Here is a 19,892-nt window from a genome sequence, read left to right as displayed (position 1 = left end):
CAGCATTAAGACAACAGGGGATGGATATAATTAACCTGGGAGGCGGGGAGCCGGATTTCGACACGCCCCCAAACATTGTGGAAGCAGCGGAAGCAGCGATGAAATCGGGAATGACCCACTATGTTAATAGCGCAGGCATTCCGGAGCTTCGCAGTGAGATTGCGAGGAAGCTTGCCAGCATAGACGGGGCCGAGTATGACGCTTCCCAAATCATTGTCACTCCAGGCGGTAAAATCGCTTTTATGACCGCCGTAAACCCGGGCGATGAAGTTATTGTGGTGAATCCTTCATGGGTCAGCTATGAGCCGCTAATCTCAATGGTTGGAGGGCGCGCAGTATTCGTCCACCTGGATCAAAACGATAATTTCAAGTTGACCCGAAATCTTATTGAGGGTGCCTGCACGCCGCGGACCAAAGCTGTTATTGTCAATACGCCCAATAATCCAACGGGCAGGGTGCTAACAAAAGAAGAAATCGGTGAACTGAGCGATGTGGCAAGTGCAAACAACTTGATCGTGATTTCGGACGAGGTATATGACAAACTCGTGTTCGGAGATCATCCATTCGTTTGTGTTGCCAGCGTTCAGGGCCTCACGGAACGGACGATTACGGTCCAAAGCTTTTCAAAAGGTTATGCGATGACAGGCTGGCGGCTCGGCTACCTGGCGCTGCCCAAAGATCTGTTTGCATCTGCTTTGAAAGCGCAGCAGCATATCATGACCTGTACCGCCGCTTTCGTCCAACAAGCCGGTATTGCTGCATTGAAGGATGCTGAGGAAGACGTTTTGAAGATGAACAGCAAGTATGAAGGTCGCTTGAAGAATGTGGCCGAAGCGTTAAACAAGATTCCCGGCGTGAAATGCCCGATGCCCGAAGGCGCCTTCTATGTGTTTCCTGAAATTCATTTCCGCGATTATGACTCCTATCAGCTTACAGACTATCTGCTGAATGAAGCGGGTGTGGTTGTGACGCCGGGGGAAGCGTTCGGCCCCCAATATACGAAGCACATTCGTATGTCTTGCGCTGAAGCCGACGACTTATTGTCGGATGCATTGGTACGGATCGAGAAGGCGTTTAAGTCCTGATAAGAGTATTTATTAGCCCAAATTAAGGAAGTGTCTTTTTTCATGAGATTGCTCATTATTTTTCTTTCCGTGACCAATGCTTTTATTATTATCTACGGTCCACAACCGATTCTTCCGCTGTTTATGCGGGAATTTGCTATTTCCATGTCGATGGCTAGTTTATCGATTTCACTAACCATATTCGGCATTGTACTCTCATCGATATTTTTGGCTATTTTTTCCGATAAATGGGATCGAAAAAAAGTGATATTAGTATCAAATCTTCTTCTGATCATACCCAGCCTGGCCTTATTTTTTACACATTCGTTTGGTTGGCTGCTTGTACTTCGATTTTTTCAGGGAACCTTGATTACCGGTGTCACGACGATTCTTATGCGGATTTATCACCGACCACTTCAATTGGGAATCGTTTTTTTTCGTAACAACCGTTATGACGACTCTGGTCAGTCTACTGATCTATTTCTTCATATCGGAATCGACTGGGCAAGTTAAAAGCGGCAAGCAGAACTTCACGGCTCATTTCAAAAATCTGCCTCTGCTTTCGACTTTCTTTATTGGATTTTCTCATTTTTTCGCTTTTGTCGGATTCTTTAACTATTTGCCTTTTTATGCCAGCGGTCCGCCCTTTCATTATACGGTTACCCAAACGTCACTTCTATATCTTACGTATATTTGGGGCATTGTGTCGTCGCTCATTACCGGAATGGTCTCGGGCCGATTTGGCAGAAGAGGAACGATGGCTGTTGGACATCTGGTGGGAGCATCAGGGATATTGGTCACGCTGATTCCGTCTCCTTATACGCTCATTATTGGTGCATCCATATTGACCCTAGGCCAATTTTGTTTCCAATCTTCAGCCACTGCCTATATTACGGATGTTGTAACTCACTCCAAGGGTGCGGCTACTTCCTTGTACCAGTGCTTCTTTTATTTGGGAGGAAGCTTGGGAGCGTGGATTCCTGGAATCCTGTGTAGGCATTTTAATTGGTCCGGTGTCGTGATTTCGACGGTAGGGTTTATTTTATTGGCACTCAGCAGTAACTATTTTCTTGGGGGAAAACGAAATCATCCTGTTCGATCTAATCAAGTGCATGTATAACAAATATTCAGGAGGAAGATCACACAATGATTCAGTCGGTTGAACGTGCTCAAAAGCGAAGCATCACAGCTAACATCTTCAAAGGCTCAGTTGGCAATCTGATCGAATGGTACGATTGGTACGTTTATACGGCTTTTGCAGTGTATTTCTCGGCCAAGTTTTTTCCAAAAGGGGACCCGACCAGCCAACTGCTAAACACAGCTGCGATTTTCGCTGTAGGCTTCCTGATGCGTCCGATCGGGAGTTTGCTGATGGGCCGCTACGCCGATCGTCATGGACGTCGTGCCGCGTTAACGCTTTCCATATCCATAATGGCCGGTGGTTCTTTGATCATCGCCTGTACCCCGAGTTACGATACGATTGGCGTGCTTGCTCCAATAATTCTCGTTCTTGCCCGTCTGCTTCAAGGGTTATCGCTAGGCGGAGAATATGGCACCTCGGCTACCTATTTGTCCGAAATCGCCAGCAGTGGACGCCGCGGCTTCTATTCAAGCTTCCAGTATGTCACACTGATTGCCGGACAGCTCGTTGCACTTGGGGTTCAGATCATTCTTCAACAAACGCTCAGCGAACCGGATATGAAGGCCTGGGGCTGGCGAATCCCCTTCATCATCGGAGCAATGGGGGCACTCGCCGTATTATGGCTGCGCCGCACGATGGAGGAATCCGAGCAGTTTTCAAAGATGAGTCCTGAAAGCCGGGCGAACGCCGGGACAATACGGGCTCTGCTGAAGCACCCCAAGGCAGTGCTGACTGTTGTTGGGCTAACGATGGGGGGGACTGTCGCTTTTTATAGTTACACAACTTATTTACAGAAATTTATGGTGAACACGGTAGGACTCCCAAAAGAAGTAGTAAGCGAGATTAATTTTATAGCCCTGCTCGTCTTTATCCTCCTTCAGCCGCTGGCTGGTATGCTGTCCGACCGGATTGGGCGGCGGCCGCTATTGATCAGCTTCGGAATCCTCGGTACATTGCTGACGGTACCGCTATTCTTCGCGATGGAGCATATGAAGAACTCGGTCGGTGCTTTCTTGCTTATGATGACAGGTTTAATCATTGTGACCGGTTACACTTCCATCAATGCCATCGTAAAAGCTGAACTTTTCCCAACGGAAGTTCGCGCTATTGGTGTCGGGCTCCCTTACGGATTAACCGTCGCAATTTTCGGAGGCACGGCTGAGTTCATCGCATTATGGTTTAAGAGCATTAATCTTGAATCGCTCTTCTATTTCTATGTTGCTGCCTGCATCGTCATAAGCTTAATCGTCTACTTGCGTATGGGCGAGTCTTCTAAAATCTCTCAAATAGAGAGAAGTTAGGGGGCTTTTAAATCCTTTGTAAATCAACACATCCACAATTGGTATCAATGGGTTCAGGGTGGATGTAGTTCGCATTACCGTTAACTTGAGAGTAAAGGAGCGCCCTATATGCAGCCAGCCTGCGCCTCCCTTGCCCTAGAATGTTCATGTACGGCGAACAGTACGCTTCACTTTCTTATCTGACCCATATTCAGGCCCAGGGCGTGCGCCTGACAGAGATTCCAGACTGCGGTCATTTCCCCATGTATTCCAACCCGCCGTTGATGTGGAAGGAAATCGCCGATTTCCAGGCATCTGCTTCTTGATCACGGAGCAGCTAGCGGATTCTGAGCCGTGACGCACATCTGGAAGTGCACAACATAAAACAAGCGGATCGAATCGCCAGCTTCCAGGCTGCGATTCGATCCGCTTGTTTTTTTACGATAAAATTTAAGACTCCTGCGGCTCCAAAGCCCCGTCCACGACAAGCTCCAGCTCCCCGGTCGTTGAATCAATAATCATGCCATGCACGGGAACGCCTGCGGGGAACAGCGGGTGGTTCTTGATGATGCTGACGGTCTCCATAACTCCTTCCCGCTCGGTGCTGAATCCGTGCAGCCAATTGTGCAGTTTGATGCCGGAATTCTCCAGCGTATCTATCACCTGATCGGAAATCCCGCGGTCCTTAATGGTAGCGATCATGTTGTCCGCATTTAGTGCTGCCATACCGCAGCCGGTGTGGCCGACGACAATGACTTCCTGCGCCCTCAGCTCATAAATGGCGACAAGGACGCTGCGCATGACGCTGCCGAACGGATGCGAAATAATCGCGCCCGCGGTTTTGATGATTTTGACGTCTCCATTACGCAGGTTCATCGCTTTAGGCAGCAGCTCCACCAACCGGGTGTCCATACAGGTGACGATGGCCAGTTTTTTCTCAGGAAACTTGTCCGTTACATAGGCTTCATACTCTTTGTCAGCGACAAATTGCTTGTTGAACTCCAGTATCGTTCTCACGTTGCTCATGCGACATTCACTCCTATACGGTTATATTATTCTTTTTCAGATATAAGGTTACCTTCCCAATGAGCGCAGATCACTCAGCTTGATGTTGGACTTGTAAATCTGTGACGGACTGGAAAGGCGAAAGCTGTCCAGCGGAGGCTCGCCTTTCAGCATAAGCTCCTCTTCAAAGAAAATCGCATGCCCCTGATGAATCCAGAAGGAAAAAGCGTCGGAATCGATTTTTACATCATCGCGGCAGTGCCGGTCTACGATTTGGAGCGCGGGAATGCCGTTTATGCCGCACCCGCAGCCTTCCATATCAAAAACAAGCCTGACTTCCCCGTCCGCATCACCCAAACGGCGCGACAAGGTAGCTGCGGCTGCCTGATCCAAGGTTATTTTCATGGCTGTAAGGCATCTCCTTTGTCTGTGATCTAGATCACGCTTCAACAGTTGATTATAAAGTTTGTAAAAAGTATCATCAAGAGGGGAAGTGAAATATACCAGTGAGGTGAACGACGGAAATGGACCAGCAATTGAAGGACAAGCTCGAGCAATTCCGGGCGCTGAACAAGAAAATAAAAAGCTATTACGAAGCCGTTGGACTCATGGGATGGGATCTTCGGACGGGAGCTCCCCGCAAGGGAGCGGAGACCCGCGCAGAAACACTGGGTCTATTGTCTACGGAAGCGTTCAAGCTCGCTACCTCCGAAGAGATGGCGGGACTGCTTGCCGTTCTGAACAAGCCCGGGGTGCTGGAACAACTGGACGACATCGACCGCAGAACGGTGCTGGATGTCCAGGAGGAGTATGACCGCAGCAGCAAAATTCCGGCGGACAAGTACCAGGCCTATACGGTGCTGACGGCGCATGCCGAAACGCTGTGGGAAGACGCCAAGAAAAACGCCGATTTCGAAGGATTTGAGCCTTATCTGACCCAAATCGTAGAGAAGACTCAGGAAATCATCGACTACTGGGGACCGCGCGCAACCCGTTACGATACGCTGCTGCATATGTATGAGCCGGATCTGACGTCGGAGAAGCTGGATGAAGTGTTTGGTCGTCTGAAAGAACGCCTGGTGCCGCTAGTCGAAGCGATTCAGGCGTCTCCGAACAAGCCGGATACGGCGTTCCTGAAGCAAAATTACGAGAAGGATGGACAGAGGAAATTCGGTCTGTTCCTGCTGCAGCAGATGGGCTACAACTTTGAAGCGGGACGGCTGGATGAAAGCGTGCATCCGTTTGCGACTGGACTGAATCCCGGAGATGTGCGGATTACCACCAACTTTGTTCTGGATGATGTAACAAACTCTTTGTTCAGTTGCTTGCACGAGGGCGGACATGCCCTTTACGAGCAAAACCTGGATAAGGTGCTGTACGGAACACCTCTGGCGCAAGGAACATCGATGGGGATTCACGAATCCCAGTCCCGTTTCTGGGAAAATATGATCGGACGCAGCCGGGGCTTCTGGGAACATTACTACGGGGATCTGCAGCAGTACTTTCCGGAGCAACTAAAAAATGTCAGCCTGGACCAGTTCTACCGTGCGGTGAACAAGGTGGAAAATTCGCTGATCCGTACAGAAGCCGACGAACTGACTTATAACCTGCACATTATCATCCGTTATGAAATCGAGAAGCAGTTGTTTGACGAGGGCCTTTCCGTGAAGGACCTCCCGCGGGTGTGGAACGAAAAATACGAGCAGTATCTCGGCATTGTGCCTCCGAACGACGGAGTGGGCGTGCTTCAGGATGTTCACTGGTCCGGCGGCGGCTTCGGTTATTTTCCGTCCTATTCGCTCGGCAACATGTATGCGGCCCAGTTCGCGTTTGCGATCAAGAAAGAAATTCCGGAGTTTGATGAACTCGTGTCCAAAGGGGAATTTGCCAAGATCCGCGAATGGCTGATCGCCAAAATATACCGCTACGGCAAGAGCCGCAAGCCGGCCGAGCTGATCAAGGAAATTACGGGAGAGGAACTGAACCCGGATTACTTGGCGGATTATCTGGAGAAGAAGTACAAAGCAATCTATAACCTCTAAAATCAATTAAATCGAATCATCGGGTTCAAGACCGGATACTTGCGCTGTTTGCGTTTAGTGTCCGGTCTTTTTTCATGGGCACAGGCAAAGCGCCGCCAATCATCGCACGAGCTTCTGACCCGCTCTCCCTTCAGACTTAACCTTTTGGACGTTTGCCGCATACAGTGAATTAAGACCGGAGAAAAATATCACTTTTGGAGGGATGGAAATGAAGAAGCCGCGCATTGCAGCCGCGATAGCCGCGCTGCTGTTTGCAGGAATTCTTCTGAGCGGCTGCGGCGCCAAAGACCATCACATCAAGATCGGAGAGGTAACCCGTTCGGTGTTCTACGCTCCGCAGTATGTCGCTTTGGAGAAAGGATTTTTCAAGGAAGAGGGGCTGGATGTAGAACTGCAAACAACGGCAGGGGGAGACAAAACGATGACAGCGCTGCTGGCCGGGCAAATCAACGTCGCCCTCGTTGGCGCGGAGACATCCATTTACGTGTACCAGCAGGGCGCCGAGGACCCGGTCATTGATTTTGCCGGGCTGACTCAAACGGACGGAACCTTCCTTGTCGCCCGTGAGGATTCGGGAACCTTCGATTGGTCCCAGCTTAAGGGGAACACTTTTCTGGGCCAGAGAAAAGGCGGCATGCCGCAGATGGCTGGCGAGTTTACGCTGAAGAAACACGGCATAGATCCGCATGCAGATTTGCAGTTGATCCAGAATATCGATTTTGCGAACATTACCGCAGCTTTTGCTTCCGGAACAGGACAATATGTGCAGCTGTTCGAACCGCAGGCCTCTATTTTTGAAAAAGAAGGAAAAGGCCATGTAGTCGCCTCATTCGGCACGGAAAGCGGAAAGCTGCCTTATACGGTGTTCATGGCGAAGCAAAGCTTCATCAAGAGCAACACGAAGGACATTCAGAAGTTCACAAATGCGCTCTTTAAAGCGCAAAAGTGGGTCCAGGAGCATTCGCCTGAGGAAATCGCCCAAACGATCTCCCCGTATTTCAAGGATACCGATATGGACATCATTACGAGCGCGGTCAAACGGTACAAGGAACAGGGAACCTATGCGGAAACGCCGGCGATCTCCGAAGAGCAGTGGAACAATTTGCAGGATGTCATGGAAAGCGCAGGGGAACTGAAGCAAAGGGTTGACATGGGCAAGGTCGTCGACCTGTCATTTGCCGAATCGGCAGCCGGCGCAGGCAAGTAGGCGACATCCGGAAGGAGCGTGAGGAAATGAAGGCAGCACCCGTTATTGAATTGCGTGACGTCAGCCATGTTTATGTGACGGACCGGGAAGCAACATTGGCACTCGAAAAGATGAACCTGAAGGTGATGCCGGGCGAATTTGTCAGTCTGGTTGGCCCGAGCGGTTGCGGAAAAACCACGCTTCTATCCGTGATGGCCGGTCTGCTTAAGCCGTCGAAAGGAGAAGTGCTGGTTAGCGGCCTCCCTCTTCGCAAAGCGTCCCAAACAGTTGGCTATATGCTCCAGCATGACTACCTGTTTCCGTGGAGAACGATCATGGGCAATGCGCTCATTGGTCTGGAGCTGACCGGGCAGCTGAACGAGGAGCGGATTTCCAAGGTGAAGGACCTGCTGGACGGCATGGGACTTGATGGGACGGAGAACCTTTATCCGCATCAGCTGTCCGGCGGCATGCGCCAGCGTGTGGCGCTGGTGCGGACGCTTGCGACGGATCCGGGGGTGCTGCTTCTCGATGAGCCTTTTTCCGCCCTGGATTATCAGACCAAGCTGCAGCTTGAAGATTTGATTGTGGATACCCTTCGCGAACGGAAGAAAACGGCCGTTTTGGTGACGCATGATCTGAGCGAAGCGATTGCGGTCAGCGACCGGGTCATCGTACTCGCCTCGAAGCCGGGCCGGATCCGCAGAACCTTTGAAATTCCGCAGGACATCAGGGAGACGGCGCCTTTTTATGCCAGAGATCAGGAGGGGTTCGCCGAATTGTTCCATCAGGTCTGGAAGGAGCTCGAAGCATAAGAAAGGAGGAGGAACAGCGAATGATAAATAAATCCTATGCTGCAGATTCGTCCATATCCTGGGTGCAGCGAGAATATGCGAATGTCCGGCGGCGCAAAAAAAGGGTAAGTCTTTTGGTCCATGGCGTACAAGCGCTTATTCTGATCGTCCTGATCGGCCTGTGGGAACTGGCCGGCCGTTTGCGCTGGATCGACGTTTTGATCTTCAGCTACCCGTCCAAAGTGTTCAGCCAGATCGGCAGGGATGCCTGGAGCGGCGACCTGTGGCCGCATCTTGGCATGACGGTCATGGAGACGGCAGTCGGATTTCTGCTTGGCACCATAGCAGGTACGCTGCTTGCCGTGCTCATCTGGTGGTCGCCTTTTTTGTCCAAAGTGCTGGATCCTTACATGGTCGTATTCAACAGCATGCCGAAGGTCGCGCTAGGTCCGATCTTTATCGTGCTGTTTGGCGGCGGATTTACGGCGATTGTGGCGACCACCCTGTCGATTACCGTGATCACAACGACTCTGGTTGTTTATACGAGTTTCAAAGAAACGGACGCGAATTATATTAAAGTGATTCGAACGTTTGGCGGCGGAAAAAGAGATATTTTTGCCAAAGTCATGCTCCCGGCCGCGTTCCCGGCGATCGTATCCACATTAAAAGTCAACGTGGGGCTCTCCTGGGTCGGCGTCATTGTCGGGGAATTTCTTGTAGCCAAAATCGGGCTCGGCTATTTGATCATTTACGGTTTCCAGGTGTTCAACTTTACGCTTGTGTTTGCAAGTCTGGTCATTATTGCCATCGTGGCAACAGTGATGTATCAACTGGTTGTTTATTTGGAGCACGTCCTGGTGAAGAGGCGGTGAGCTTCTTCTCTATTTTTTTGCCGGAAGAATGGACAAGGTTGGGCCGGACAATTGAGAAGAGCGGAAAAATCAGGTAGGATAAGACTAACTATGAATTTTTCGAAAGGATAGAAGGGATTTTATGGGTTTTCGGGTCATCAAGACCGCTATAGCTACGCTGCTTGCCATTCTGATTGCGGATACTGCCGGTATTAACGGAGCGTTGTCTGCGGGCCTGCTGGCCATTCTTGGCGTGGATGTCACGAGGAAAAGAAGCATCAAATCGGTATCTGCGAGGTTCTTCGCTTCGCTCCTCGGTCTGGCGCTTTCTTTTACTTTGTTTTATTTGTTCGGATTTCATATCTGGGTACTCGTGTTGTATATTCTGATAGCCTTCCCGCTGATTGCCAAAGCGCATTTCAAAGAAGGTATTGTGACGAGCTCCGTCGTTGTTTTTCGCGTATTCGGCGGCGAAGACATCAGCTTGCAGACATTGGGCAACCAGATTTTGCTGCTGATGATCGGGCTTGGCTCGGCGATGCTGGTCAATCTTGTCTACATGCCGAAGGAGGAAGGAAGGCTGGCCTGGATTCGCTACGAGGTAGACTCTCTGTTTGCGGGGATTTTTCAGCACATTGCCGAAACGCTCCGCAATCCGGAAATTGTGTGGGATGGTAAAGAGCTGCTCCAGGCTTCGGAGCAAATCGATAAAGGTTTGACCATCGCCAAACGTGCGCTTGAGAACCAGGTCATCTACCCGAACGAATCGTGGAACGTCTATTTCGTTATGCGAAAACAGCATCTGGAACGGATTGAGAGCATGGTGGACCTGATTTCCCAGGTATACCGGAAAATGCCTCATACAGAGCTGGCGGCTGCATTGTTTGTCCAGCTGAGCGAAGACGTGCGGAAAGAAATCTATACCGGAAAAACGGAAAAGCTGCTCAAGGAACTTGAGGAGGATTTCAAAAAGATGGATCTGCCGGTCTCAAGGGAGGAATTTGAGAGCCGTGCGGCTATTTTGCAGCTGTGCCGCGAGCTTGGTATGTATCTGAACATATCGAAGAAGGATAAAAAGCCGCAAGCGAACCAGACCCAGGGAGCCCTGTCCGGCGGAAAATAAGTTCCCCCGGCAAAATAGTTGTCACCCTAGGCCAATGTCCTGCATACAAATGAATTGAATGATTGTATGGAGGAGGTTCGAAAATGCCATCAAAATATCAAAGTAGAGAGATTATTACGAAAGCGATCTGCGGCAAAGGTCGTAAGTTCTCTACCGTAACACATACCGTGACTCCGCCTCACAATCCGTCGAGTATACTGGGGGCCTGGATTATCAACCACCAATACGAAGCGGTAGCTGCGGGAGACGGAGTTGAGGTTGTGGGTACTTACGATGTCAACATCTGGTATTCCTATGACAAAAATTCGCAGACAGCCGTCGCCAAAGAAAAAATTTCTTATGTAGAGAACGTTCCGCTCTCCTACCTCGACGGAAGACACCGTTCTTCAACCGTCGAAGTATCAGCGGAAGCGACGCAGGAACCGAGTACCGTTGAAGCAACGGTATCCGGAAGCGGCAATGTCATTATCCGCGTTGAACGCGAATTCGCAGTCGAACTGGTTGCCGAAACCAAATTGAACGTTCTTGTCATTCCTGGCGGGGATGGCTTTGAAGACAAGGATTTCGATTTTGGCGGAGACGACGGCGATTATGACGATCTGGATCCGGATCTTCTGGATGACGACCTGTAAGCTTGAAGCGCATATCCTCGAAGAATTAGTGTATGTTATGCAGCTGCGGCGGCGGCGGAGAGGGCGGATGCCCTCTTTTTTTTGAAAAATAAGGGAAGTATAGGCTGCCGCTTTATGCTTTTTAAATTTCTCGCGAAACACAGATGCCGTCCATGAAAAGGAGACGCGGACGATGGATCAGACCCGTAAATATCCGCTGTATCTGTTCGCAGGAAGCGACGACAATCTCAGCAACTTAACAAGACGTCTTGGAGAGCCCCTGCACGGATCAATAGACTCGAAAGGGGCATGGGCCGGGGCCGGGAGCTGGCCGCTGCCTGAAGGAGCGGCTCCGCTCTGCATGAACGGCGGAGCCGCAGCGTTTGCGGCCCGATCTGCCCGCTTGGTTGCCGAAAGGCTGCGAATGGCGGGACTTAAAGCTGCTGAATCACACCGCGAAGCAGACGGGCAGGGGAGCTATCGCCGGTGTTTTGCGGTAACCGTATTCTGCCTGCAGGCTGTTCATATCGCCGAGATCCCCTCCCGGACAGGAGAGGGCGCTGGAGACAGCTTGGCGGCTTCGCGACGCGCGATGAGCAGCCGTATGAGCGGCGGCAGCATGGGCGGCAGCGCGAGTGACATGCGCGGAAACAGCCTGATGGTGTCGGGGCCGGAGCCGGGGTCTCCGATGTTTCGCAGACTGGAAAAAACGGCTGTCAGAGCGCTGTATGTTCAGGGGCTTGATTTTGGCGAAGTGACCCTTCTATCCTGCGGCAGTGGATATGCGGTAGCCAGCATTGTTCCACTACCTGAGCTTGGGCTTGGAAATTCAGCCCGGCTGTTTGCCGAATCGGTCCGGCGGGTCGCGGCGGACTGGGCTTTGGAAGCTGCTCCCGCTTCTTCCGGGGCTGCGGCTAACAAGATGCTGATCGGGATGGATCCGGAATTTCTGCTTTATGACCGGTTGCGCGGCAAAATTGTGCCCGCCTCACGCTTTCTGGACACAGCGGGGCGGGCGGGGTGCGACGCCGTGTGGATCAACGGGCGCCGCAAATATCCGCTGGCCGAGCTGCGGCCTGCGCCGGGGGGCGAGCCCCGCGAGGCGGTGCAGCACCTGATGGCCGCGATGCGCGAGGCGAGCCGGCAGATCGGGGACAAGGCGCTCGCCTGGCTGGCGGGCGGCATGCCGCAGCCGGGTCTGCCGCTCGGAGGCCACCTGCATTTCAGCGGCGTGATGCTGACGCCCCAGCTTCTGCGCGCCCTGGACAACTATCTGGCGCTCCCGGTGGCCGCGCTGGAGGATCCCCGCAGCCGGGCGAGAAGGCCGCGTTACGGTCTTCTGGGCGATTTCCGCCGTCAAGCCTACGGCGGGTTCGAATACCGGACGCTGCCGAGCTTTCTCATTTCTCCCGTGGTGACCAAAGGCGTCGTCGCGCTGGCTGTTTTGATCGCTGAGGAATATAAGGGACCTGCGCTGTCCTCCCTGCCGCTGAATGACGATGAGGCGCTTTCGGCTTTCTACCAGGGGGACCGTCCGGCTATTAGAAGGCTTGCGCTGCAAGTCATTGAAGAAGTAGCGGATCTGCCCGGCTTTTCCAAATACGAGTCCTACCTTACGCCTATGTTCGACGCCATCCGCAGCGGAAAAATGTGGGATGAGACGGCGGATATCAGGGAGGCGTGGAAAATTTCCGTGCCCTGATGCATGACCCGCTTCCGATAAGAGCATATGTGCGGTATTTCTGATATAATAGAATTCTATGAATGGGCATGGAGGTTACGTCCTATGGCTAAATATACACCGATGATCGAACAGTACTTAAGCGTGAAGGAAGAAGCGGAGGATGCGTTTCTTTTCTTCCGTTTGGGCGACTTTTACGAGATGTTTTTTGACGATGCGATTCTCGCTGCCAAGGAACTGGAAATTACATTAACCGGCCGGGCCGGAGGGGCTGAAGAACGAATCCCGATGTGCGGAGTGCCGTATCACTCGGCCGAGAACTATATTCATCGTCTGATTGAGAAAGGCTACAAGGTCGCCATTTGCGAACAGGTGGAAGACCCGGCGGATGCGAAAGGGGTTGTCCGGCGGGAGATTGTAAGGGTTGTTACGCCGGGGACGGTGATGGAAGGGAAGACGGTCGCCGAGAAGACGAACAATTACATGGTTGCCGTTACGGAGCTGGATCATATGACGGCGCTTGCCGCGTGCGACTTGTCTACCGGCGAGCTGCATGTGACCTCTTCCCCGTCGAGCCGGGAGTGGCTGAGGGATGAGATCGGCATCTACTCGCCGTCCGAAGTGATCGGGGATCCCGAGCTGCTCTCATGGATCCGGGAGCAGTCGGGTCCGCTCGGGAAGCCGGTGGTGTATACGCCGCGTACGAAAGCGCAGGATGACGCGGGCCGCAAGCAATTTGGCGAAGCCGCCTGGATTCGCCTTGAACCTGAACGCCGGGCCTGTGTGGCGATGCTGGTCGGTTATCTCGGCGAAACCCAGAAGCGTTCGCTTGGCCAATTGAGCCGCATATCCGCGTATGAACCTGAGCAGTTCATGATTCTCGATCCGTTCACGCGCCGCAACCTGGAGCTGGTTGAAACGGTCCGGGACCGGTCCAAAAAAGGCTCGCTGCTCCATTTGTTGGACCGGACGGAGACGTCGATGGGCGCGCGCCTGCTCAGACGCTGGGTGGACAAGCCGCTGCTGTCCCGTACGCAGGTGGAAGCCCGGCTGGACGCGGTTGAGGAGCTTTTCGGCGGCTACATGCTCCGTGAAGATTTAAGGGAGAAGCTGAAAGGCATTTACGACCTTGAGCGGCTGGTTGGGCGCATCGCGTTCGGAACGGCGAACGGCAGGGATCTGAATGCCCTGAAGCTGTCACTGCAGCAAATTCCCGAACTGAAGGAGCTGTGCGCCGGATCGAACTCGGCAACGCTATCGCGGATTGCTTCGGAAATGGACGACTGCGGCGATCTTGCCGCATTTATCGAGGAAGCGGTTGCCGAGGAGCCGCCGGTTTCCCTGAGGGAAGGCGGGTTAATCCGGCCTGGCTACAGCGCCCGGCTTGACGAGCTGAGAGAAGCGTCCGTGAACGGCAAACGGTGGATTTCCGACCTTGAAGCCGCCGAACGCGCGGCGACGGGCATCAAATCGCTGAAGGTCGGCTACAACAAAGTGTTCGGCTACTATATTGAAGTAACGAAATCCAACATTGCTTCGCTGCCGGAAGGCAGATACGAGCGGAAGCAGACGCTTGCGAATGCCGAACGGTATGTCACCCCGGAGCTGAAAGAGAAGGAATCGCTTATTCTGGAAGCAGAAGACAAGATGCTGGATCTTGAATATACGCTGTTTACCGAGGTCAGGGAGCGGCTGAACGCCAATTCGCCGCGTCTGCAGCGCCTGGCCGAACGAGTTGCCGAGATCGATGTGTACCGTTCTTTGGCAGCGGTCAGCGCCGATTCCGGATTTGTGAAGCCTGTGCTGTCGGACGGCTATGACTTTATCGTGGAGAAAGGCCGCCATCCTGTCGTGGAGACGGTCATGGAAGGAACGGCTTTTATCGCGAACGGGACAAGCCTTGGACAAGGCGGCGGGAATATTCTGCTTATAACAGGTCCCAACATGGCCGGAAAAAGCACCTATATGCGCCAGGTGGCCCTGATTTCCATTATGGCCCAGATCGGCTGCTTTGTTCCGGCAGCACGGGCGGAAATTCCGATGGTTGACCGGATTTTCACCCGGATTGGCGCGGCCGACGATCTGATCGGCGGCCAAAGCACCTTTATGGTCGAAATGGCGGATATCCAGGTGATGACCGAGAAGGCCACACCGCGAAGCCTGATTATTATCGACGAGTTGGGACGCGGTACGTCGACAGCCGAAGGGATGGCCATTGCCCAGGCGGTGATCGAATACGTACATAATGTGATCGGCTGCAAAGCGCTGGTCTCCACTCATTTTCACGAGCTTGCCCATCTGGAGGCGGAACTGTCCCATCTGCGTAATTACTCGATGGCAGTGCAGGAAAGCGGCGATAAGGTACACTTTCTGCGGAAGCTGGTTCCCGGCGCGGCAAGCACGAGCTACGGCATCTATTGCGCCAAGCTTGCCGGGCTTCCGGCCGATATCACGGACCGGGCCGAAGGGCTGCTCGGCGGCCTGGAAGCGGCCGCCGGAGCCGGAGCGAGCCGGCAGGCGGCAGCGGGCAAAGCTGACGGCGGAGGGGACGGCGTGGATTTGGGCTTTGCGTCCCTGGATCGGCATGGAGAAGACGCTGCCTTGCGGGAGGCCGGAGTCGCTTTGCAGGCGGGCCATGAAATCGCCCGGGAGCGGGCAGCGGACAGGATTAAGCTGCCGAAGCCGAGCAGAACCGGGACCACCGGCGATGGAAACGAGCGAAGCAGCTCCGAATCCGCGAAAGCCGGCGTCGTGCAGCTCTCGATGTTCGCCGATGAAGACGAGCAGCAGGCGCCGGTTCATTCCCGGGACGAAGGGAAATGGCGCAGCCTGGTCAAGCAGCTGAAACAGGCGGACATTATGAACATGACGCCGCTTCAGGCGATGGGGCTGCTCAATGAGTTGAAGATGAAAGCAAAGGATTTATAATTGCTGTAAGGATGCAAGATGCAGAAGGGATTGCAGACAGTTCAAGGGGCGGGGTGAATACCTATGGCAAAAATTCAGGTGCTGGACGAGCATATCGCCAACCAGATCGCCGCAGGCGAAGTTGTAGAGCGTCCTGCGTCAGTAATCAAGGAGCTGGTGGAGAATGCGATTGACGCCGGTGCGACCAAAATCGAGATCGCCGTGGAAGAAGGGGGGCTCGAAATCATCCGGGTCACGGACAACGGCTCAGGAATCGAATCGGAAGATTGCGAAACGGCATTTTACCGCCATGCGACCAGCAAGCTGGCCAGCAGCCGCGATCTGTACCAGATCCGTACGCTCGGGTTTCGCGGCGAAGCTCTTCCCAGTATTGCCGCAGTGTCGAAGGTCCATTTGCTGACTTCAAGCAGCGAGGACGGGCTTGGACGGAACGTGGTGATCGAAGGGGGAACCTTGAAGGCGGCCGAGGATGCGCCGTCCCCGCGCGGAACGGATATTACGGTCAAGGAATTATTTTACAATACACCGGCAAGGCTGAAGTATATGAAGACGATCCAGACGGAGCTTGGGCATGTTTCCGACGTCGTGTACCGGCAGGCTCTGGCCCATCCGGAAATCGGCTTCACGCTTCGGCATAACGGCAACCTGCTGCTTCAGACGCCCGGCAATGGCGATTTGCTGCAGGTGATCGCCGGCATTTACGGCAACAATGCCGCGAGAGGCATGCTGAAAATAGCTTCGGAAGACCCGGATTATACGGTCTCCGGCTATATTGGACGGCCTGAGCTGGCCCGTTCCAACCGTGCCGGCATGTCCACCATCGTCAACGGGCGCTATATTCGCAACCAGGGTCTGCAGCAGGCCATCCTGCGCGCTTATCATACACTGCTGCCGATCGGTCGCTACCCGCTAGTCGTACTGGAGCTGAAGATGCATCCGTCGCTGGTTGACGTGAATGTGCACCCTTCGAAGCTGGAGGTCCGTTTCAGCAAGGAGAACGAACTGACCGCCTTTGTGGAAGCGGCGGTCAAGCAAAGCCTCTCCCAGGAGGTGCTGATCCCCAAGGTCGTCAATCAGAAAGTAAGCCGGGGCAGCAGCACGTCCGTCATTCAGGAGCAGCTTCATTTTCCTTCAGCCATGGACGAAGCGGCAGCTTCTGTTTCGCAGGCGGCTGAGCCGGTCCAGCCCGGCACCTCCGGGGCATCCGGCACATCCGGTATGACGCCGGAAGCCGGTCCAGCCTATATGCCTTTGGACAGCCGTTCAGGATCGACATCGCCTTCGGCGTCACGGCTTGCTGAAGCGGAAATGAAGGCTCAGATCAGGGAACGCAGCGCTTTTGTGGATTCATACGGCGCAAGGCCAAGCGCCGATTTCGGCGGCAGTTTCGGAGGCGTGAGTACGCCGCCAACCCGTCAAAGCGGCCGGAGCTTAGCTTCTGACTTCGGCTATGCCGAGAAGTACAGCAAGCCGCAAGCGCCGTCCGAAGCCGGCCGCTTGTACGAGTCTTCCCCGGAGGAGCCGGCGATGCCGGCATTCCCGGAGCTGACGCTGATCGGCCAGCATCATGGCACCTATCTGATCGCCAACAATGATACAGGGTTGTATCTGATCGATCAGCACGCCGCTCATGAGCGGGTGAACTACGAGTACTACTACGAGAAGTTCGGTTCGCCTGCGGAAGCTTCCCAGGAGCTTTTGCTGCCGATTACGATCGAGTTCACCCCTTCGGAGAGCGAAAAGCTGAAAGAAAGGCTGCACTGGTTCGAGAAGGTGGGAACCGTGCTGGAGCACTTCGGCGGCCAGACGTTCCGCGTTGTCTCCCTTCCTTACTGGTTCCCCAAAGGAGAGGAGGCTTCCCTGATTGAAGAGATGGCCGAATGGGTATTAAGCGAAAGAGCGATCGATCTTGCAAAGCTGAGGGAGAAATCCTCGATTCTCTGCTCCTGCAAGGCTTCGATCAAGGCGAACCAGAAGCTGACGGCGGAGGAAGCGGGCACGCTGCTGAAACGGCTTGCCGCCTGTCGTCAGCCTTATACTTGTCCGCACGGACGGCCGATCGTAGTGTCTTTTTCAGCCTATGATCTGGAGAAATTGTTTAAAAGAGTGATGTAAACGGAGGAACAGGTTTTGATTATAACGACCGGAGAACACGAATCCCCCCGCACCGTTGCGCGCGCTCAGGCGCTCGCGAGGGAATCGGGAGCAGCGTATGCGCGAAGATCGGGGAGATCCCTGAATGAGCTTAGATCCCGCTATGAAGATAATGACGTTCTGATTATCCTCGAAAACGGCGTGCGGCTGGCGGGCGCTGCGGGAAATCCTATGGAGTTTCATCCGAGCATGTCCTATGTACGCGCCAAGCGGCTCCTCAAGGGGGAGAAGGATTCGATGCTCGAAGCGGCCTGTGCAGTTCCAGGGGATCTGATCGTCGACTGCACGGCAGGTTTGGGGGCGGATTCGATCATGTTCGCTTTGGGCGCGGGCGGCAAGGGGAAGGTCATTGCCCTGGAGAGCTCATTCCCGCTGTATCTGCTTCTCAGGGAAGGTCTTCAAACCTACCAATCCGGCATCCCTGAGTTCAACAAGGCGCTGCAGCGAATTGAGGCGAGGCATACGGAACATCTGGAGGGTCTTCGCTCCATGCCGGACAAGAGCGCCGATATCGTCTATTTTGACCCTATGTTCCGCGATCCGACGCTGGAATCCTCTTCGCTTTCGCCGCTGCGCTCTTATGCCAACGCTGCTCCACTGCGTCAGGAGGCGATAGCCGAAGCGAGACGGGTAGCCCGAAAGACGGTTGTGCTTAAAGAGAAACGGGACAGCGGGGAGTTTGAACGTCTTGGCTTTGAGACACCGGCCAGAAGCCGAAGCAAAATAACCTACGGAGTGATGCATCTTGACCGCTGAACGAGGCGTACACAAGCCCAATTTGCTAGTCCTAGTCGGTCCGACCGCTGTCGGCAAAACCCGGCTGAGCATCGAAATCGCGAAGTCTTGTTCCTGTGAAATCATATCGGGCGATTCGATGCAGGTGTATCGCGGCATGGATATCGGAACAGCCAAAATAACGCCGGAAGAGATGCAGGGCATCCCCCATCACCTGATTGATGTGCTGGATCCGGAGGAATCTTTTTCCGTCGCTTATTTTCAAAAAGTGTGCAGAAGCCTGATTCCCGAAATTGCGTCGAGGGGCCGGATTCCCTTTATTGTTGGCGGAACGGGGTTGTACGTGGAGTCCGTATGCTATGAGTTTCAATTTACGGAAGCGGGTGCGGACGAAGCGTTCAGGCAAGAGCAACTGCGTTTCAGCGAGCAGTTTGGCCCCGAAGCGCTGCACGCGAAGCTCACCGAAATTGATCCGGAGACTGCCGCCAAGCTGCATCCCAATGACCAGCGGCGAATTATTCGCGCTCTGGAAGTCTATCACCTGACGGGTACGACACTTTCCCGCCAATTGGAGAGCCAAACGAAAGCCTCTCCTTACAATCTGTGCATTATTGGTTTGACAATGGACCGTCAATTGCTATATAACCGAATTGAGGCCCGCATTGACGAAATGGTGCAGCAAGGGCTAGTTCAGGAAGTGAAATCACTGCTCGAAAGAGGCTGTTCACGAAGTTTGGTATCCATGCAGGGATTGGGCTACAAGGAAATAGCCGAGCACCTGCTGGACGGTCTTCCGCTGGAGGACGCCATTATGAAATTGAAGCGGGATACCCGGCGTTTCGCCAAGCGGCAGCTTTCTTGGTTCCGTCACATGAAGGATATTCACTGGATCGATGTGACGCGAGGTGAAAACTTTCCAGACCATTTGGCAGACATCCGTGCTATAATAGCAGGAAAGTTCGGGATTCCTCTTGAATATAATTACAAACACTAATTGAACCTATTGGGGGTACGGCTAATGAACAAATCCATCAATATCCAAGATACGTTCTTGAACCAGTTACGCAAAGAGAGCATCCCGGTTACCGTCTTTCTGACCAACGGATTCCAGATCAGAGGTACGATAAAAGCATTTGACAACTTTACCATTGTCATTGACAGTGACGGACGCCAGCAAATGGTGTACAAGCACGCCATTTCGACGTTCCAGCCGCAGCGCAACGTATCGCTGATGCAGGATCAAGAGGGCTGATAACTGCCGCTCTGAAACTTTTTTTGCTGTGCCAACGTTAATACT

The 19,892-nt window shown here is 53.4% G+C and carries 18 protein-coding genes; 16 read left to right on the top strand and 2 right to left on the bottom strand.

Features of this window, described 5'->3' with window-relative positions; translation table 11 throughout:
• Positions 1-20 precede the first annotated feature (20 nt).
• The 4 genes from K7397_RS02110 to K7397_RS02100 are packed head-to-tail and all read left to right on the top strand — an operon-like array spanning position 21 to position 3,506.
• Positions 21-1,085: a pyridoxal phosphate-dependent aminotransferase gene (locus tag K7397_RS02110; RefSeq protein WP_223066289.1), complete on the top strand. Its 1,065-nt coding sequence runs from the start codon at positions 21-23 to the stop codon at positions 1,083-1,085.
• Between the two features lie 42 nt (positions 1,086-1,127).
• Positions 1,128-1,577: an MFS transporter gene (locus K7397_RS21255; protein WP_237690597.1), complete on the top strand. Its 450-nt coding sequence runs from the start codon at positions 1,128-1,130 to the stop codon at positions 1,575-1,577.
• The gene (locus K7397_RS21250) at positions 1,516-2,184 is read left to right on the top strand and encodes an MFS transporter (RefSeq protein ID WP_237690596.1); all 669 of its coding nucleotides are present in this window, start codon (positions 1,516-1,518) and stop codon (positions 2,182-2,184) included. The genes K7397_RS21255 and K7397_RS21250 overlap by 62 nt, the downstream gene beginning before the upstream one ends.
• A 26-nt stretch (positions 2,185-2,210) precedes the next feature.
• Entirely contained in the window at positions 2,211-3,506 is a 1,296-nt protein-coding gene (locus tag K7397_RS02100; RefSeq protein ID WP_223066288.1) for an MFS transporter, read from the top strand.
• A gap of 429 nt (positions 3,507-3,935) precedes the next feature.
• Here K7397_RS02100 and K7397_RS02095 read toward each other — a convergent pair whose 3' ends face one another.
• Together K7397_RS02095 and K7397_RS02090 are read right to left on the bottom strand one after the other, a co-directional pair.
• Positions 3,936-4,511: a beta-class carbonic anhydrase gene (locus K7397_RS02095; protein ID WP_223066287.1), complete on the bottom strand. Its 576-nt coding sequence runs from the start codon at positions 4,509-4,511 to the stop codon at positions 3,936-3,938.
• A 48-nt stretch (positions 4,512-4,559) separates the two neighbouring features.
• The gene (locus K7397_RS02090) at positions 4,560-4,895 is read right to left on the bottom strand and encodes an iron-sulfur cluster biosynthesis family protein (RefSeq protein WP_223066286.1); all 336 of its coding nucleotides are present in this window, start codon (positions 4,893-4,895) and stop codon (positions 4,560-4,562) included.
• A 119-nt stretch (positions 4,896-5,014) separates the two neighbouring features.
• Between K7397_RS02090 and K7397_RS02085 the strand changes: the two genes are divergently transcribed.
• From K7397_RS02085 to hfq, 12 genes are all read left to right on the top strand, one after another.
• A complete protein-coding gene (locus K7397_RS02085) occupies positions 5,015-6,532 on the top strand; it encodes a carboxypeptidase M32 (protein WP_223066285.1) in 1,518 nt (505 codons plus the stop codon).
• Between the two features lie 208 nt (positions 6,533-6,740).
• Complete coding sequence (locus K7397_RS02080; protein WP_223066284.1) at positions 6,741-7,739, top strand: ABC transporter substrate-binding protein; 999 nt, start codon at positions 6,741-6,743, stop codon at positions 7,737-7,739.
• A gap of 26 nt (positions 7,740-7,765) precedes the next feature.
• Positions 7,766-8,533 (top strand): ABC transporter ATP-binding protein, encoded by a 768-nt coding sequence (locus tag K7397_RS02075; RefSeq protein ID WP_223066283.1) that lies wholly within the window; start codon positions 7,766-7,768, stop codon positions 8,531-8,533.
• A 20-nt stretch (positions 8,534-8,553) separates the two neighbouring features.
• Positions 8,554-9,384 carry an ABC transporter permease gene (locus tag K7397_RS02070; protein ID WP_223066282.1) on the top strand — a complete coding sequence of 277 codons (831 nt, stop codon included), beginning with the start codon at positions 8,554-8,556 and terminating at the stop codon, positions 9,382-9,384.
• 121 nt (positions 9,385-9,505) lie between these two features.
• Complete coding sequence (locus tag K7397_RS02065) at positions 9,506-10,486, top strand: aromatic acid exporter family protein (RefSeq protein WP_223066281.1); 981 nt, start codon at positions 9,506-9,508, stop codon at positions 10,484-10,486.
• An 83-nt stretch (positions 10,487-10,569) separates the two neighbouring features.
• Positions 10,570-11,118, top strand: a complete 549-nt coding sequence (gene cotE / locus K7397_RS02060; protein ID WP_223066280.1) for an outer spore coat protein CotE — start codon at positions 10,570-10,572, stop codon at positions 11,116-11,118.
• Between the two features lie 172 nt (positions 11,119-11,290).
• Entirely contained in the window at positions 11,291-12,799 is a 1,509-nt protein-coding gene (locus tag K7397_RS02055) for a putative amidoligase domain-containing protein (RefSeq protein ID WP_223066279.1), read from the top strand.
• Between the two features lie 84 nt (positions 12,800-12,883).
• Positions 12,884-15,706: a DNA mismatch repair protein MutS gene (mutS, locus tag K7397_RS02050; protein WP_223066278.1), complete on the top strand. Its 2,823-nt coding sequence runs from the start codon at positions 12,884-12,886 to the stop codon at positions 15,704-15,706.
• Positions 15,707-15,769: 63 nt separating this feature from the next.
• Complete coding sequence (gene mutL / locus K7397_RS02045) at positions 15,770-17,821, top strand: DNA mismatch repair endonuclease MutL (protein ID WP_223066277.1); 2,052 nt, start codon at positions 15,770-15,772, stop codon at positions 17,819-17,821.
• A 15-nt stretch (positions 17,822-17,836) separates the two neighbouring features.
• Positions 17,837-18,616, top strand: a complete 780-nt coding sequence (locus K7397_RS02040) for a class I SAM-dependent methyltransferase (protein ID WP_223066276.1) — start codon at positions 17,837-17,839, stop codon at positions 18,614-18,616.
• On the top strand, positions 18,606-19,589 hold the full coding sequence (miaA, locus tag K7397_RS02035) for a tRNA (adenosine(37)-N6)-dimethylallyltransferase MiaA (protein WP_223066275.1): 984 nt from the start codon (positions 18,606-18,608) through the stop codon (positions 19,587-19,589). The genes K7397_RS02040 and miaA overlap by 11 nt, the downstream gene beginning before the upstream one ends.
• 24 nt (positions 19,590-19,613) lie before the next feature.
• The gene (hfq, locus tag K7397_RS02030; protein ID WP_223066274.1) at positions 19,614-19,847 is read left to right on the top strand and encodes an RNA chaperone Hfq; all 234 of its coding nucleotides are present in this window, start codon (positions 19,614-19,616) and stop codon (positions 19,845-19,847) included.
• Positions 19,848-19,892: the final 45 nt, after the last annotated feature.

The sequence above is a fragment of the Paenibacillus caui genome (assembly GCF_019904135.1).
Lineage (GTDB): Bacteria > Bacillota > Bacilli > Paenibacillales > Paenibacillaceae > Fontibacillus > Fontibacillus caui.
The sequence above is the reverse complement of the archived record's forward strand: the minus strand, read 5'-3'. Positions and strand labels throughout refer to the sequence as shown.